Below are 18,047 nucleotides of genomic sequence, written 5' to 3'. Positions count from 1 at the left end.
GTTTCCGCGTTGAGCAGCAACAGCGGGCCGCCACCGGTCGTCGCCCACAGCCCGCCTTGGGGACCGAACTGTAAATCAAAGATTGGGTGCACCAACTCGGCAAACGCGTTGCCCGCATCACCGCCCTCGATCGGCAACTGATACAAAACATTCCTACCCGGTCCGCCGCTGACCAACGTGGTCCCGTCATCGCGAACCGCGATCGCCATCGGCCCGATGCCGGACTCGCTTTGCGGAATGCCGCTAGCGAAACGGCGTGCGGCGAAGGGATTCAGGACGGTTTCAAACTCCGACGTGTTGCCGGCCGAAGGAACACTCGACTGCGCGGCCAAGAACAACTCGTTCGTTGACGGCTGCTCGCTCGGCTCGGGTGCGGGATCAAGCACCGGACCGCTGGTCTGGTCGAATCGATCGGTCGTGCCCAGGTTGACGCCGCTGCCATCATCTGGAACGCCCGTTCCTCGCGGAGGCAGTTCGCGGTTGCCGGCGTTGTCGGTGGCCAGGGCCAGGAACTCGTAGGTGCTGCCGGGCGTGCCGACGTAGACCGCACCGGTTTCGTCCGTCTGGTTTTGCCAAATGATATAATCGCCTCCGTCCACCGCCACGTAAACGGTGACATGCTTGACACCGGATCCGTCCGCTTCGTCCTCGGCATCCCACGTCACTTCGAAACGGCTTGCATCGTTGCCGATGGGTGATGCGGCCAGCGTCGTCACCGGTGCGGCAATGTCAACGCGGTGCGACGTGGCATTGGTGTCCAGCGGTGGTGCATTGTTGAGCAAGACGCGGGCCAAGGCGACGACCTCATTGTCGACCGGCAAACCGGGGAGCGGGCTGACTTCGTAAGTGACAAACCCGGCACCGCTGCCACGTGCATCGTTGGGCGGCAGCAATCCGATGTCACCGTTGCGAACTAATTCGCCCGTCGCCGGATCAATCGCCTGCATCCGCCAACTGGCGATCCGCGTCGTGACATCCACGCCGGCGGTCACTCGCAGAATGAACCCTTTGCTTTCGACGAAATCGAAATCACCCTGGAATGTGCCCAAGTTCTCCGGGAGGTGAACTTGGATGTCACCGACTTTCAGATCCCCCAAACGGAACGACCGCACGTTGACGTCATCGTCCAATTCGGTCGCCACGCGAAGCTCGCTGGTGGTCGACGCGGCCGAGGCATCGTTTTGAAAATGAACGGTGTACGGCAGGGGCGCGTCGGCAGGGACGAATTGTTCGTCGGCGTAACCGAACGGTCCGACCAGGCTGGCATTGGGCGTTTCGGCCCCGGACTGTTCGAAGAACCGGGCGAAGTTGGGCGGCGCCAAATCTGCACGCGGCGGAATATCCAACGGCACCGATCCGAGTTTGTTGGCAAAGGGAACGTAGATGTTAAATGATTGGAAATGGGTCGGCCGCGATTGATTCAAATCAAAGCGTTCCGGATCGACCGCATTGGCAATCGTTGCACCGGGGTTCGATGTTTCCTGAAGTGCCGCCCGGTCGCCGTACCAGCGTCGGACATGGTCGAAGAATTCCAGCAGGCTGCCGCTGGTGATGATCTCATCACCGGCCGGTCCGGCCAGTACGCCGGTGGACAAGACAGCCGCCAAGCTGATGACCTTGGGGTTCTCTCGAATCGGCGGGGCGTCGTCTTCCGGTCGTAACAGTCCGCCTTCTTCCAGTGCCGCCAAGTAGGCGTCGGTCCAGGCGTCTCGATCCGCCGCGAGCACCAGCAATGCCGGCGAAGCGTCGTCATCGGCGAGGATCGCGTCACGCAAGTTGAGTGCATCCTGCGTTTGCAGGGCAATGAATTCGTTTCGGTCCACGGCCGTTGCGGCGGCAAGGATGTGGAACTGAAATGCGATCAACTCGGGATCGATTTGGTCCAGGAACGAGCCCTTGTAGTCGCCGTAGGCCTCGCTCAACTGCGGGAAAAGCTCGTTCAATTTTTCCTGGTCCGACGGCGGCAACGCCGCGCTGAGCGCTTCGTAGAAGCGGTCCAAGACGGCACGGAACTCGTCTTCCTCCTGGTCGATCAACTCCTGCAGCCCGGGATAGGTGTGGACATTGAACGTCACTCCGGCGAAGTCGCCGGTGTACAGATCCGGGATGACACCCGGTGCGGTGATCTGGCCGAGTGCATCGGTTTGAAATCCATCCCCCAGCGGTGTTGTGATCGTGGAGTCCAAATTCGCCCAGGGGACGTCGTCTAAATCACCCGCGTCGGCTTGGCCACGCAGGTTGGACGTGAACGCGGCATAGCGGAAATCGAACAGGTCGGGATTGACTCCCAGTTCTGGGATACCGAGCGTAAAGTAAACGTACGGCGCGTCGACGTTGCTGAGGTTATCGACCGAGAAGCTGTAGGTTCCGACTTCGCCGGGGTTGAGCACGCGTGGACCGCCCAGGCCGACCGACACATCGGGTTCGATCGCGCGCTCGATCAAATAGCGATACGGAAGCGACGCCTCTTCGCCGCCCGGGTTGATGACCTTGACATCGTACAGCCCGTGTGGCGCGTCGCGCAGATCGAAGGTCGCGATGATCCGTGTGCTGTTGATGACTTTGTAATCGACGGGCTCGAACTCGCCGAAACGCGGACGAACCAATTTCGGAATCGCATTTTCATCGAACTTGGCACCGTGAATGGTGGTGGTGACCCAGCGTGAATCGCCGCCGGCATCCGTTGTCACATCGGTGACCTGGAATGGTAACAATTCCGCGGTGATCGTGACCGGAGTGTTACCAGCGGGTTGAGAGTATCCGCGCACGAGCACGTAGTAAGACCCCGGTTCGGTGGTCGCGATCACGGCGTTTTGGTCGGGCGCCAGTTGTCCGGAATAGGCGGCGTCATATTGGATGCCGTTGGGAACATCTCTCAGCCGAATGTAGATCTCGTTGGCAGCCGTCTCGGCATCGGACTCGATCGAGACCCGCAACGTTTCGCCCGCGGCGACCTGGACCTCATACAACCGCACCTGTCCCGTGCTGAGTGTCGTTTCCAACGGGACACCGATGGGCAGCGAATCGACCGACAGCTCGATCGTTCCCGGCGAAGCCGTTTGGTTGTTGAGTTCGTTTTCGGCCTCGTAGATCTCGTTGAAGATGTCGCTGCGGGCGATGACGCGGTACGTCCCGGGCTTGGCCGGCGGCAACTCGGCAGAGAGCGTCGCGGTGTAGCTTTCGCCGACACCCAAAACGAAACTCGTGTTGCCGTCGCTGTCGGCGATTCCGGGGAATGCAGCATGTCCAAAGGGGATGTCGCCGATATCCCAAATCGCGTCATCGGACAGATAGAAGGCATCGGACCAATTCCCCGCGGCGATCTCCGGTCCGGCATTGGTGACCGTCCAAGTGAATTCGATGGTTTCGCCGGACTTGCCGCTGGCGGGAATCTCGATCGACTGGACCTGCAGATCCGCTGGCGGAGGCAACTCGATCACGGTCGGCGGCGTCGCGGCCAGGTTGTTGTTGTCTTCTTTGTCCAGTTCGAACACGACACCGTCGGGGCGTCGGCTGTCGAGCACCGGATCGGTGATCACGATCACGTAATACGGCCCCTCGATCCCCACGGGCAGATCAACTGTTTCCGTCACACTATAGGATTCGCCGGAGGCGAGTCCGCCACGGAAAGTTGATCTTGAACCCAAATAGCGATCCGTTTTCAGATCAAGAAAGGGGTCACGTGAAAGATAAAACAGATCATCCCAATTGGCCTGGTCGGACGGCGTTCCGCCCGGGCCGAGGTTGCTGATCGTGTAGCTGACATCGAACGGTTGCCCCGCGATCAAACGTGGCGGCACCGACACCGATGTCACCTGCAAATCCGGCGGATCGGCCAGCTGGACCGTCAACGTCGCATCGGCCGAGTTGTCCGTCTCGCCGGCAAACTCCAGAACTCGCCCCATCGCGGAGAACAGATTGGCGCAGGAGACGATGTCGTTGCCGTCCATCGCGTAACACTCGCTCGCCGAGCTGGGAGCTCTCTCGAAATCGATCCCACTGCCGTCGGGTGCCACGTCGCGCGCCCTCGCCAGATTTGAATCGACCGCCACAATGATGTGAAATTCCCCATCGATCCCCTGCGGCAATTCCAAATCAAGCGAACGGGCGTAAGATGCACCGGCCGCGAGCACGGTTCCGCCATCCCCGCCGCCGCTGGTCTGGCCGAGGTACCAATCGTCCGGATCCAAGGATGCATCGCGCGAGAGGAAGACTCGATCGCGCCAGGCTTGTTCGGCTTGATTCGATCCGGCAAGCGCGTAGGTTGCCGCGTTACCGACGTTCGTCGTCGTCCAATCGACCGTGATCGTTTCACCGGACCGGATCGTGCCCGCCGAAAGATTTAACTGAGACACCTGCAAGTCTGGTTCGGCGTAAGTGATCTGAATCGATCGCCCGTCGCGGTTGTTCAGTTCTGCATCCGCGTAGGCCCCACCGACCAGTCCGCCTTCGAACACCGCGCCACGTCCCCAACCGTTGGTGCCGGCGTAATACGCCCGATTACCATCGTTGGACGATTGTGATGGCCCGGTGGGCTCGAAAGGCCGAGGGTCAGGGATCGGCAGCGCGTCGGTCCAGACATAGACGTAGTACTCGCCATCGGCGCCCCGCGGCAGCCGGATCGTCGTGCTACTTTCGTAACTTTCGCCGGTTCCCAACGGCGTCTCACTGCTGTGGATCAGTTTCTTCAGAAGCGTTGCTTCGCCGAGTTGGAATTCGGGAAGCCGCGACAGGAACACGTAATCTGTCCAATAGGTTGTGCCGGACCAAACCGGTGCACCGAAATTGGTGACGGTCCAGGAGACATCGACGTATTCTCCTGAATCACGGGTTGCCGGTAGTGTGATGTCGGTGATTTGCAGGTCCGAGGCTGTTCCTGTGACGACCGTCGGCGTTGAAAGCGAGTTGTTGTTTTCGAACGGTCCCTCGTAGACCCCGGGCGGTCGGCTGTCCGTTTGGACGATGACATAGTTCCCTTCGATCTCCGGCGCCAGTTCGAAAGTGGCCTCGGCGGAATAGCTCTCACCGACCGACAACACACCCTGGCGTGCGACATCACCGAGATACCAAAGCACGGCATCGGGATGGCTCGCGTCGGCGTGGGAGGACAAGTAGACGGAATCTTGCCAATTTGCGGTTCCGGTCGATTGATTGCCTTGGTTCTTCACCGTCCACCGCACCGTTAGCGATTCTCCGGCTTGGGCGGCGAGCGGCGCAGTGACATCGGTGATGATCAGATCGGCCGGAGGCGTCGGCAGCACCGTGATCGCCCGCGCCTTGTAGTTGTTGCTGTCCAGTTCGTTCGGGTCGTCCGGATTCGAGTTGATGTCGCGTGTGTCTTCGATCACGACATTGAAGGCATCTGACCATGGCGTGACGTGCCATTGGCCTTCGGTGAACTTGTCCCCATCGATCTCGGGAATCGTCACGCGGCGCGTCACGGTGTAGCTTTCGCCGATCTCCAGTGAACCGGAATGCGAAAATGTCCCCAACAGGATATCGTCGGTGCGTGTGTCCGGGCGGTTGCGATCGACGGTCAACCAAATCGTATCGTTCCAGTTTTCGACATTCGTTTCACCGACTCCCAAGTTGGTTACGGTGTAGGTGACATCGATCGCCGCACCGTCGAACACTTCGGCCGGCGCGATGACATCGGACGTGACCAGATCGGCCGGCGGCAGCGGATCGGCAAAGAACGTTTTCTCCGTAACGTTGTTGTCTTCGTCCGGATATTCCTCGATCGAATCGGTCGCATCGGTTTGGACGAGGACAAAAACGTCGCCGCGATAGCGTCCCGGCAGAACAAACGGGTCGGTCGACACCTGATACTGCTCCCCGGCGGCAAGCGCCGCAGCGTTGGCAAACTCTCCCAGCAGAATGTCGTCCGGTGTCAGTCGATTGTCGAGCGAAAGGTAGGCTCGATCGACCCAACGTCCCTGGGTCGGCGCGGTGCCTTGATTGGCCACGACAAACGTCGCGCTCAGCGTGCCACCGGCGGGGACCGTCGCCGGTGCGATGATCTCGCTGACGCGCAGATCAGGTCGCGGGGGATGGCTGACGACCAAGATTTCATCGTCGGCGACTTCGTTGTTGTCTGAGGCGGCGGCGTGCTCGTAAAGTGACTGCGAGAAATTGGTTTCCACAACCACCTGGAACGCCCCCTCCCATTCCGGCGCAAGCTGCAATTGTTCGGCGCGGGTGTAGGAGAGTCCCGGATCGAGGGAAAGCTGTGTTTCAAAGATCCCCAGGAAGATCGGTGCGGCCTGTGGATCACCAACCGGGCGAAGCGAAATCCGGTCGCTCCAGCGTCCCTCGGCCGGCCCGGTTCCATCGTTGCGCACGGTCCACTGGACATCAACCCTGCTGCCCGACGTCGCCGTGACGGGAGCGGTGACCGTTTCGACGACCAGATCCGGCGAGGGAGGAATGGAGACTTCGATCGGCCCGGAGATCAACGTGTTGTTTCCGGTAAACCGATATTCGAAAGGCCCGCTTGGCGCCGTTTGGACCACCAGATAGATCGTCCCGTCCAGCCCGTCGGGTAATCGGAGTTGTTCCGTCCGTCGGTAAGTCTCGGCAACGTCCAACACTCCAAAGTGTCGCAATGTCGCGCCGACCTCATCGATCAGACCGGTACCGTCCGCATTCCGGGCGACACGAATCACGTCCGTCCAGCTTCCGCTGTCGGTCGCCGCGATGCCTTGATTGAGCACCTCCCAGGAGAACTCCAGCGTCTGGCCGCTGAACGTGGTGCCGGGGGCGTCGATGTCGGAGACGACGAGATCGGAGTATTCGGTCGGCGTGATGTCGATCGGTGATGCCGCCACCGCAACGTTGTTCGCAATCTTGTTGTCTTCGAAAACGTCACCCGCCGCGTCGCTTTGCACAAAGACAAAATATTGTCCGGATAGCCCCAGGGGCAGCGTGATGTCCAGCGACACGTCATAGGTCCCGTCGACCGCCAACGCTGCCTCGCGTGAAAATTCCGCGACCACCCGATCATCAAAATTGCCAAACGTCTGGTCGCTGGACAAAACGACGGCGTCGGTCCATTGATCGCGATTGGTCGTCGCCGTCCCCGAATTGGCCACCGTCCACTGGACCGTCATGCTGGCCGGATCGCCGACGATGAACGTCGGCGCCGAGACGGCACTGGTGACAAGGTCGGCGTGTGGCGGCACGATCACGGTGATCGGGCTGGCGAAAAGGTTGTTGTCTTCGGCTCCGACTTCGTAGACCTCGTCTCCCTGATCCGTGCTCAGCAACAGGTGATAGTCTCCGCTCAAGTCGATCGGAATAGTGACATCGTCACTGTAACTGGCGGACTGGCCGGCACCGAGAATCTCATCGCGCCGAAACCCGGTCAACAGCAAGTCGTTTGGGTCGAGTTGTTGGTCTTGCGACAGATAGACGCGACTGTAATACCCACCCAGCGTCGGAGCCGTTCCGATGTTGGACTCGTTCCAGCGGAGTGTCAGCGAATCTCCGGCAATGATCTCGGAGGGGACGTTTTCGAGGGCGCCGGTCAGATCGGGATGTCCGACCGTGATCGTTTGCGGCAAGACAAATTCGTTGTTGGCCTCGCCGTCCCGCTCGAACAAGTCATCGTCGCGATCGAGTGTAAAGACAAGTCGGTACTGGCCATCGGCGACATCGGGGATCACGATCGTGCTCTCCACCGTACGCGTCTGATTGACGTCCAACTCCATGTCTTGCATCACGCTGGCGATCGGAATCCCACCGGCCACGGTTCCGTCGACGGAAAGGTAGACCGTGTCGGTCCAAACGCCAGTGGCGATTGCGGTGCCGAGGTTTTCTGCGGTCCAGCGAAGTACGACCTGCTGACCGGGCTGGATCGAATCGCGGCTGGTCGACGCCGAGGCAAACCGCAGATCCGGCGTCGGAGCGGGCGTGATCGTGATCGCTGCCACCGCGGTGTTGTTTGCTTCATCAAGTTCGGTTACGGCGCCGGCGGCATCGGTTGCGACGATCAAAAACAGGTCGCCGGTCACGTCCTGCGGAATCACAACGTCGATCTGTGCGTCGTAGCCTGCGTTGAAGGCGAGGTCTTCGGTACGACTTCGTTGCCCGAGTAGCGTGTCGGCGGCATCGAGCACCTGGTCGGATGACAGGAAAACTTGATCGCTCCACGACGCTTCGGCGAACGCTTGTCCGATGTTGTTGACGCGCCAGGCGACGGAGATCATATCGCCGGTTTGGGCCGAACCGACCGCGGTGACCGAATCGACATCGAGATCAGGTCGGGGCTTTGCATCGACCAAGGTCTGATTGTTGTCCTCGTCGCATTCGGTGGTCGAGCCAGTGCCCGTCCCGTCGTCGTCGGCGACGACATATAGTTGCGTGAAGCTGCTGGGGACCGAAATGGTGACGTCTTCGTATTCCCCGGGATCGAGACGCCGAGTCGTGTCGACGGTGCCGAGCAGGACTCCGCCGGCATCCGGGGCTCCGTCGTAGAATGCGACCGGAACACCGGCTTCGGTGGGCACTTGCCCGCCATTGCCGACTCTCGCGACGACATCGACCGACGCACCCGCCGAGTTCGTTCGAATGTAAGACGCCGTCAGGTCCGGTGCGGGCTGTTGTTCTTGGGCAAGGACACTGATTTCGTACCAGCCCACCCACGAGGGCGACGACGTTGTGTAGACCTGGACATACCGGCCGGGAATCGTTTCATCAAAATCAATGTGAACGGATTGGCCGTCCGTCGTCACGGAGGTCAACCGTTTGGCCAAGACGGCACCGGCGCGGCTGCTACCGATTGGTGTGTCGGAGACCCAAATCTCGTGCGTCGTCGTTGCCGTGCTGGGGGTTTGTGAGGGTAAAAGTTCGACACTTGCCAGCGAGAACGAACCTCCCAAATCGGCCTCGATCCATTCGGGCGGATGCGATCCAGCGTTCCACAGTGTGCCGGTATCGCGATCGAACGCGTTGGCCGGGACGCTTGCTTGGTAGACACCGCTGGCGGTCAGTGCGCTGTCGTCCAGATTGCTGGACACGTCGATCAGCGGTCCACCGACAAAACACTCCTGACGCCCGTAGTTATTCAGTTCGTCGATTTCCGTCACCGCATCGGTGGCATCGACGATGCCCCAGATCACGTTGTCGACAAACAGCACGCTTCCCGAGAGCGTGGCGGAAACGGAACGGCTCGCACCGCTGGCCAGTGACTCGGTGACCGCGGTGGTTCCCAAGACGTTGTCGACCAAAGCGTCGAATAGGCCATCCAGATTCGTGTCTTCAAAGAACGCGACTTCGATCGGTCCCGGGACATCGCTCGGGCCTGCGTTGGTGACGGTGGCAAATACGGTTCCGTCGACGGTCAACGTTTGTGAGTCGTAAACTAATGCGTTGGTGTCGACGTCGGTCAACGTCAAGTCATACGTTTGGGTGTCCAGATTGATCGCGGACAGCGGATCGAGCTGGATTCCGTCGTACAGCGGATCCGAACTGGTCGTGGTGGTGAAGGTAATTTGGTAGGGAACGTCACCATCGACTAGCAAGTCATCAAGTCCGGTGACGGTGAACGTCTGCGGTTGATCCCAATGGGTCGGCGTGAAGGTGAAGCTTGCCGGCGAGACCGATGCCTCGGACAAATCATTGGATTCGGCGGTCAGCGTGACGTTCCCGGTGGGCTCGCTGCCGAGAACGATGGTAAAGCTGGCTGTAGTGCCGGATTCGCTGGTCTGCAAGGTTGCCGGGGCGGTGACGGTGACGCCCGCGGTGTCGTCGTCGGTATTGGTCAAGTCGAATGTTTGACTTGCCACTGCGGCATAGGCCGTATCGGCGGATGACTCAATCGCGACGGTCACCTGATAGAGAATGTCACCGTCGTCGACATCGTCGGGCTGTCCCATGATGGTGACCACGCGTGCGACGTTCCAATTCTCGGGCGTGAAGGTGATTGAACTTGGCGATGCGGTGCCCTCACCGGGATCGTTGGAAATCACCGACACAATGACATCAGCCGTCGGCTTGCTTTGCAGTGCGACGGAAAATTCGCTCGTTCCGCCCGCTTCACTCGTTTGGTTCGTTGTGGGAGAGGTGACGACCAGTCCGACTTCATCGTCGTCCACATTGACGACGTTGACATCTGAGGGGTTGAGCCCGCTGTACAGCGGATCGTCACTGATGATCGGAGCGGTGAGGATCGAATAGGGTTGGTCGCCGTCATCGACGAAGTCGTCCAAACCGGTGATCGTCACCGTTTGGGGCACGTCCCAGTTGGTACCATCGAAGGTGACCGATGTGACATCCAAGCGGCCTTCATCGGCATCGCTGGGTTCCAGGTTGATGGTGACCGGTGCGGTCGGAATGTCTTCCAACTGAATCGTGAAGGTCGCCGTGCCGCCCGCCTCGGTGGTAACCAGTCCGTTCAACGGTTCGATTTTGATACCGGCCACGACGCTGGCGAGCGAATAGGTCATGTCACCAACGACCGGCACGAGGGCTCGGTTCGCGTCGATCGTCAGCCCATTGAAAGTGGAGAAATCACCGCTCTGGCCGACATGGGGCAAAACGTCGAATTGATCGCCGCGACTGGGCAGAAACGTGTCGGCGACGGTAACGTCCAGTGTCCCGTCCAAGTCCACCAATCCGGTGATCACCAATCGGTCGTACTGCGTGACAGCCTCGGTCCCTGACACGTCGACCGAAAACGTCCCGCCGGCTTCCTGGCGGAAATTGCCATCGATCGTCAATTTTCCCGGTCCGAAGAATCCGGGGGCGACCTCGCCGCCGGTGTTGAGCACGTCGGAGGCAACCGTCCCGTCTTCGCCTCGCAACACGCCTCCCTGCAACGCAAACCCGCCGGTCGGATCAATTACGCCGCCGTCAAACAGTTCGGTCGCACCGGATGTCTGCTGATAGTTGCCGTTGACCGAAAAGGTGCTGTCGAATTCAACGTTGACGATTCCCGCGTTGTTGAAGTCCGATGGAACGCTGACATTGGCGCCGTCGGCGATGGCGAACGTCCCGTCGGCTTCGTTGAGAGAAAACGCTCGCAGGGCGTCATTACCATTGGTGTCGCGGATCGCGGCACCCGGGGCGATCAATTCGATCGTCGCGGCATTGGACTGGATGTCGGCACCAGGAAACCGCAGTTCACCGGCGATGAGGTAACGTCCTCCGGCTAGTCGCTGATCGGAGAAATTGTCAAAACTGCCCACAAAATCAAGACGGCCCGAATCAACGGACACGACTCCAAAATTCTCCACATCGGTCCCGATGACTGTTTGACCGTTGCCGGTATGTCGCAGCGTTCCCGCATTGGTCAAACGCCCGGATCCGTTGACTCCCAGTGATCCGCCGCTGAAGGTGGCATGCACGTCGGTTTCACCGTCAACCTGCAGCAGGGCACCGTCCGTGTTGACCAAGACGCCGACTTCTCCAGAGGACGTCCGCAGAATGTGGAAATGGTCGCCCGCCAGTGTCAGTTCACCGTGGTTTTCCAGCACCCGCAAAAGTCCACTGTCAAATCCAGTGGAGGTCGCCATCCCGGTCGCTCCGGAGGCAAGAATGGTTTTGCCCGCCCCACGCATGAAACCGCCGGTCCAATCCAACGATTCGGTGATCGTGAGATCGCCGTCGCCGGAGAGCGTTCCGCCGGAAACTCGCAGTCGATTGATCGTCGTATCGGCCGCGACATTTACGTTGCCGACTAAGTCTAGGAAGGCATTGCCGATCAGACTTGCACCAGGAACGACGGTCAGGGTCCCGTTGTCGATCCGCACGTCGTTGTCGAAGGCGAGCTTGTCGATCGTCACCGTCCCCGCAACGGTCATACCGCTGCCAACCACTGTGGCATCGATCAGGTCGGCTCCACCGGCAAGCCGGATCGAACCGTCCGTCAATTCGATCGTGCCGCCATCACTTTCATATGATCCGCCGATTAGTGTCTGACCGTTTCCCGTATGCCGCAGCGTTCCCGCATTGGTCAAACGCCCGGAACCGTTGACCCCCAGTGATCCGCCGCTGAAGCTGGCACGCACGTCGGTTTCACCGTCAACCTGCAGCAGGGCACCGTCCGTGTTGACCAAAACGCCGATTTCTCCAGAGGACGTCTGCAGAACGTGGAAATGGTCGCCTGCCAGTGTCAGTTCACCGTGGTTTTCCAGCACCCGCAAAAGTCCACTGTCAAATCCAGTGGAGGTCGCCATCCCGGTCGCTCCGGAGGCAAGAATGGTTTTGCCCGCCCCACGCATGAAACCGCCGGTCCAATCCAACGATTCGGTGATCGTGAGATCGCCGTCGCCGGAGAGCGTTCCGCCGGAAACTCGCAGTCGATTGATCGTCGTATCGGCCGCGACATTTACGTTGCCGACTAAGTCTAGGAAGGCATTGCCGATCAGACTTGCACCAGGAACGATGGTCAGGGTCCCGTTGTCGATCCGCACGTCGTTGTCAAACGACAGCTTAGCGATCGTCACGTTCCCCGCGGCGATCAGTCCGCTGCCGACAACGGTGGCGTCTACCAGATCCGCTCCACCGGCAAGCAGGATCGATCCGTCCGTCAATTCGATCGTGCCGCCATAACTTTCAAATGATCCGCCGATCAGTGTCTGGCCGGCGCCCGTGTGACGCAGCATTCCCGCATTGGTCAAACGCCCGGAACCGTTGACCCCCAGCGATCCGCCGCTGAAGGTGGCACGCATGTCGGTTTCACCGTCGACCTGCAACACCCCTCCATCCATATTTGCCAGCACACCGATCTCGCCGGTTGCCGTTCGCAGCACATGAAAATGGTCACCCGCCAGCGTCAGGGCACCGTGGTTTTCCAGCACTCTCAGCAAGCCGCTGTCATACCCGATCGAGGTCGCCGTTCCACTTGCCCCGGCGGCGAGGACGGTTTTGCCCGCGCCACGCATGAAGCCGTCGGTCCAGTTCAACGATTGGGTGATGATGACGTCGCCATCGCCGAACAGCGTTCCACCGTCCAGATCCAAATCCATCATGAGGGCACTGGAGGCGATCGCTGTTGTCCCGCCGACAATTCCGACGCGTTCTTCGGCATACACACTGTTGACCGTGACCGATTGCGTGATCGCGATGGTGGGCGTCGCCGGTTGATCGGGGATCCGGACATCGGCGCCCGCATCCGGCACGGCATCGCCGAGCCAGTTGAGCGGGTCATGCCAGCTGGTTCCGTCTCCGCCACCGTCCCAGACGAAGTTCGCGGTGTCGTCGTTGAGGTTCGTCAATGTGATCGTTTGGTCCGACGCGGATTGATAGTTCGCGTCGGTGGTGGCGGCGATGCTAAGTGTGATCGCGTAGTCGGTATCGCCGTCGTCGACCAAATCGTCTTGACCGGTCACCGTGACCGATTGCGGCGCGTTGAAGTTCTCCGGTGTGAACACGAGTTGCTCGGCCGACACCTGGCCTTCCCGCGTGACTTCGGAGCGAACATCGACAATCACATCGGCGGTCGGTCGGCTGCCCAGTGAAACGGAAAACTCGGTCGTACCGCCCGCCTCGGTCGTTTCGGTGGACGATGACGGAGTGATGATGAATTGAGCTTCGTCGTCATCCTGGTTGACAAGCGAAACGTCGACCGGATCAAAGTCTTTGAAGTTCAGATCGTCACTGACCGCCGCACCGGTGACGATTCGGTACCCGATGTTCCCATCGTCATCGAAGTCGTCGACCCCGGACACGGTGACTGACTTGGGCGCCCAATCGGTAGGTGTGAAAGTGACCGAGTCGACGCTGACGGTTCCTTCGCTTTCGTCGCTGGTGGAGATCCCGACCGTGACATCGGCGGTCGGTTGCTGATCCAGAGTGACCGAAAACACGACGCTGCCGCCCGCTTCGGTGGTCGTCAAGTTTTCGAACGGTTCGACACTGATGCTGACGAAATCGGCGTCCAGGAAGTAGCCGTCGCCTGTATTGCTGGGCACTAACAACCGATTCGGGGCATAGTCCAGACCCGTAAACGTGGCGAAATCACCGGTTCGCGAAAACGACGGGTAATCGAGAATCTCGAACGAATCTGCGGCACCGGGGGCATAGCCGTCCGCCACCGAAACACTCAGCGTTCCATCAAGGCTCACCTCATTAGCTTGGACGAAACCGAACTGATCCGGCGGCGGGCCATTGAGTCCGATCTGCAGTGTCCCGGCGTTCCCCTGTTCGAATCTTCCTGTCACGACCAGGCCACCGTCGAGCGGCTGGACAACGCCACCGCGATTGTTGATGTCGCCCAGCAGGGTCCCGTCACCGCGAAGACTGCCGCCGTCCAGGAAAAGCGTCCCGGTCAGCATCTCAGCGCCGTTTGTGAGTTCGGTCAGCCCATCGGTCTGAACAAAGTCGGTGAAGAAGCCGGTCGCGAAAGCGCTAAATCCGTCCAGCCGGAACAGACCTCGGTTTTCCAAGGCGCTATCGAGAAACAGTCCCGTTCCGTTCAGAAGTTGAAGCTCGCCATCAGTCTCAATGGTGGTCAGGGACACCAAGGAGTTGTTACCCAGGTTGTCGAACATCCTCCCGTTACCGTGTTGCTCGATCGAGGACGCGAGACTTGTAATACCTTGGTTCGGAAAGACAAACCGATTGTGGATCACGTAGGTTCCACCGGCGAGTCGTCCATCGGTGTAGTTGGACGGTGCTTCGCTAAGCGAGAGAGCTTGCGACTGGACCAGGATCGTGCCGTCGTTGGTGATTGGTCCCGTGATCTGGCGCGCGCCACGTGTTCCGCTGCCATCTCCTTCGCTGGACGCAATCGTCCCGGTGGCGAGATTGAGTAGTGTGCCGCCACTGATCAGCAGCGTCGTGTTGGCAGAGTCGCTGTTGCCGCTGGGACCTTCACTCAGGTCGATCGTTCCCGCATTGGTCAGCCCATTCTGGAAGTCGACGGAAAGCGTCTTGTTGATCGCGGCGGTGGTGTCGGTCGCGTTGACACTGGGTTTGATCGCCAGGGTGCCCGAGACTGCGTTGGTAAACGTGCCGGCAAACGAGCGAGTCACTTCCGGAGTCGTGCTTGACGCGTGATGGCGAACCACCTCAATCAAACCTTCGTTGACCAAGACCGAACTGGCAGGGAATTCTGCGTGGTCAAAGCGAAGATTGCCTTTCAGTGTCCCGTCCCCCAACTCCGCCCCGCCGTCGAGCAGGAAGAATCCATCACCGGTCAATTCTCCGCTGAGCGGATTGAATGTGCCGCCATCGACTCTCGCAACCACGCCCACCGGGGTTTCCATCGTCCCTTCGTTGTTGAACGTGGATCCGCTAACCATCAGTTTGCCACCGAACGTGTTGACGATCGAGTTTTCGTTGGCGAGCGTGGCACCGCTGCCTTGGTGCTTCAAATCGTGGGAAATGAAAATCGTCCCCAGGTTGGTCGTGTCGCCGTCAATGACACGGGGAAGCAGAGTGCCGCTGGCTTCGCCACGTCCGGAGAGGATTACGCCGGTCGATTCGTTGAGGAGCGTTCCGCCACTGATTCGCAGGACGGTGATCGCGGAGTCGACGCTGGCGCTGTTGCCTTCGCTCAGCTCAATTCTTCCCGCATTGGTCAGGCCGTTTTGAAAGTCGACGGTGTAGGTCTTGGTGATTGCTGCGGTCGTATCGGTCGCGTTGATGCTGGGCATCAGCCGTAACGTCCCCGCCGTCGCGTTGGTGATTGTCCCGGCGATGGTTCGCGTGACGTCGGCGTTGGACGATGAAGCGAAGTGCTGGTGGAAGGTCAGCACGCCCGCGTTGGTCACGCTTGCTCCAGCCGGCATTCCGGCGTCGTAGAAATCGACTTCCCCGGTGATCGTGCCGTCGCCCAGTTCCGCACCGCCGCGCAGTTCAAACGTGCCGGTCCCGGTGACCTGGCCGGTGCCGGGATTGAACCGTGACCCGGTCGAGACGACGATCGACGTCCCGGCGTTGGTTTTCAGGTCACCGCTATCGGTGAGCGTGGCGTCGGTAAGGATCAGATCGTGATCGACCGCTTCGATCCGTCCCCGGTTGTTGATCGTCCCAGAGATCGTGCGTGAACCGATCGTTCCGGAACCGTCGCCGATGATCGATTCGATCACACCGGTCGACTGGTTGAGCAGTGTTCCCCCGCTGACTCGGAGTTCCGTGTTGGCCGAGTCCGTGCTATGGCTCCCACCCTCGCCCAACCGGATGGTTCCCGCATTGGTCAGCCCGTTTTGAAAATCGACCGTTAACGTCTTACTGATCGCGGCGGTCGTGTCGGTCGCATTCACGCTGGGTCTGAATTCCAACGTCCCCGTCGATGCGTTTGTGAAGGTGCCCGTCATCACCCGCGTCGCTTCCGGCAAAAAACTCGATGAATAATGACGAACAAATTCAATCAGTCCTTCGTTGGTCAACACCGAGCTCGCGGGGAACTCCGCATCGCCATAACGCAGGTTTCCTTTCAGGGTGCCGTTGCCCAGTTGGGCGCCATCGTCGAGCCGCAAAAATCCGTCCCCGGCTAGCTCGCCGTTCAGCGGATTGAAGGTGCCCCCGCGGACTTCCGCGACGACTCCTGTGGGAGTCTGCAGCGTGCCTTGGTTGTTAAACGTCGATCCCGCGACGATCAACCTGCCCGTCGCAGTGTTTTGGATCGTCTGCTGATTCTCCAGCGTCGACCCGACGCCACGATGCACAAGATCTTGGGAAAGCGACAGCGTTCCCGAATTGGTCAGATTCCCATCGATTTCCCGAGGGCGGATACTTCCATTGCCGCCGCCAAGGATCGATTCGATCACACCGGTTGACTGGTTGACCAAAGTCCCATCGCTGGATTTGAGCACGGTGACGACGGAATCGATAAGGTGGCTGCTGCCTTCGCTCAGTTGAATTCTTCCCGCGTTGGTCAGGCCGTTTTGAAAGTCGACGGTGTAGGTCTTGGTGATTGCTGCGGTCGTATCGGTCGCGTTGATGCTGGGCATCAGCCGTAACGTCCCCGCCGTCGCGTTGGTGATTGTCCCGGCGATGGTTCGCGTGACGTCGGCGTTGGACGATGAAGCGAAGTGCTGGTGGAAGGTCAGCACGCCCGCGTTGGTCACGCTTGCTCCAGCCGGCATTCCGGCGTCGTAGAAATCGACTTCCCCGGTGATCGTGCCGTCGCCCAGTTCCGCACCGCCGCGCAGTTCAAACGTGCCGGTCCCGGTGACCTGGCCGGTGCCGGGATTGAACCGTGACCCGGTCGAGACGACGATCGACGTCCCGGCGTTGGTTTTCAGGTCCCCGCTATCGGTGAGCGTGGCGTCGGTAAGAATCAGATCGTGATCGACCGCTTCGATCCGTCCCCGGTTGTCGATCGTTCCTGAGATTATTCGCGAACCGATCGTTCCGGCGCCGTCGCCGAGGATCGATTCGATCACACCGGTCGACTCATTGACCAGGGATCCACCGCTGATCCGCAGTTCGGTGTCGGCGGCATCGCTTGAAGCGCTCACGCCCTCGCTCAACCGGATCGTTCCCGCGTTGGTCAAGCCGTTTTGGAAATCCGCCGTGAAGCGTTTGGTAATCGCCGCGGTCGTGTTGGTCGCGTCGACGCTGGGAAAGAGCGTCATCAGGCCTCCGGGGCGATTGATGAACGCGCCCGCCAGCGTCACCGAATCGGGCGGCTGAAAACTGGCGAATACGTCGTACGAAAGGTCGAACTGACCGCTGTTGTCGACTTGGCCCAGGATACTTGCCGGTGCAATGACATCGACGGTCGATCCCGAAGCAACCACCAGCGGACCGGCGGTCAGTTCTAACGTCGACGAATCGATCGCCAGTGTTTGAATCCCAAAGGCATTGCCCAGGTCGATCGACGCCACGGAAACGTCGGTATCGATGACGACTTCGTAATCGCCGGCCAAATTGATGCGCACGTCGTCGCCGGAAGCCGGCAGCTGGTCGGTGCTCCAGTTGACCGGATCGGACCATGACAAGCCGTCGCCCCCGCCGTCCCAGTCGACCTGCGCCAACAAGCGGCGGTCTTCGAGCAGCTCCATACGTAGCTGTTTACGATGGTCTCGCAAACGCTGTTTTCGTCGCTTGCGGTTTTGGGTTCGGATACTGCTGAGCGTGTTCTTCACGTTCTTCAC

1 protein-coding gene (only partly in view) is annotated in these 18,047 nt (G+C 60.0%); it reads right to left on the bottom strand.

The annotated features are described in order from the left end of the window. Positions 1–18,047, bottom strand: partial view of a CARDB domain-containing protein gene (locus H1B37_RS09830; RefSeq protein WP_182866471.1) — the 5' portion only. The gene continues 15,727 nt to the left of window position 1, outside the view; only the first 18,047 of its 33,774 coding nucleotides appear in the window; it begins with the start codon at positions 18,045–18,047; the stop codon falls past the left edge of the window.

This window comes from Stieleria mannarensis (assembly GCF_014154935.1).
Lineage (GTDB): Bacteria > Planctomycetota > Planctomycetia > Pirellulales > Pirellulaceae > Stieleria > Stieleria mannarensis.
Note: the sequence above shows the minus strand (reverse complement) of the source record. Positions and strands in the feature narration are given on the sequence as shown.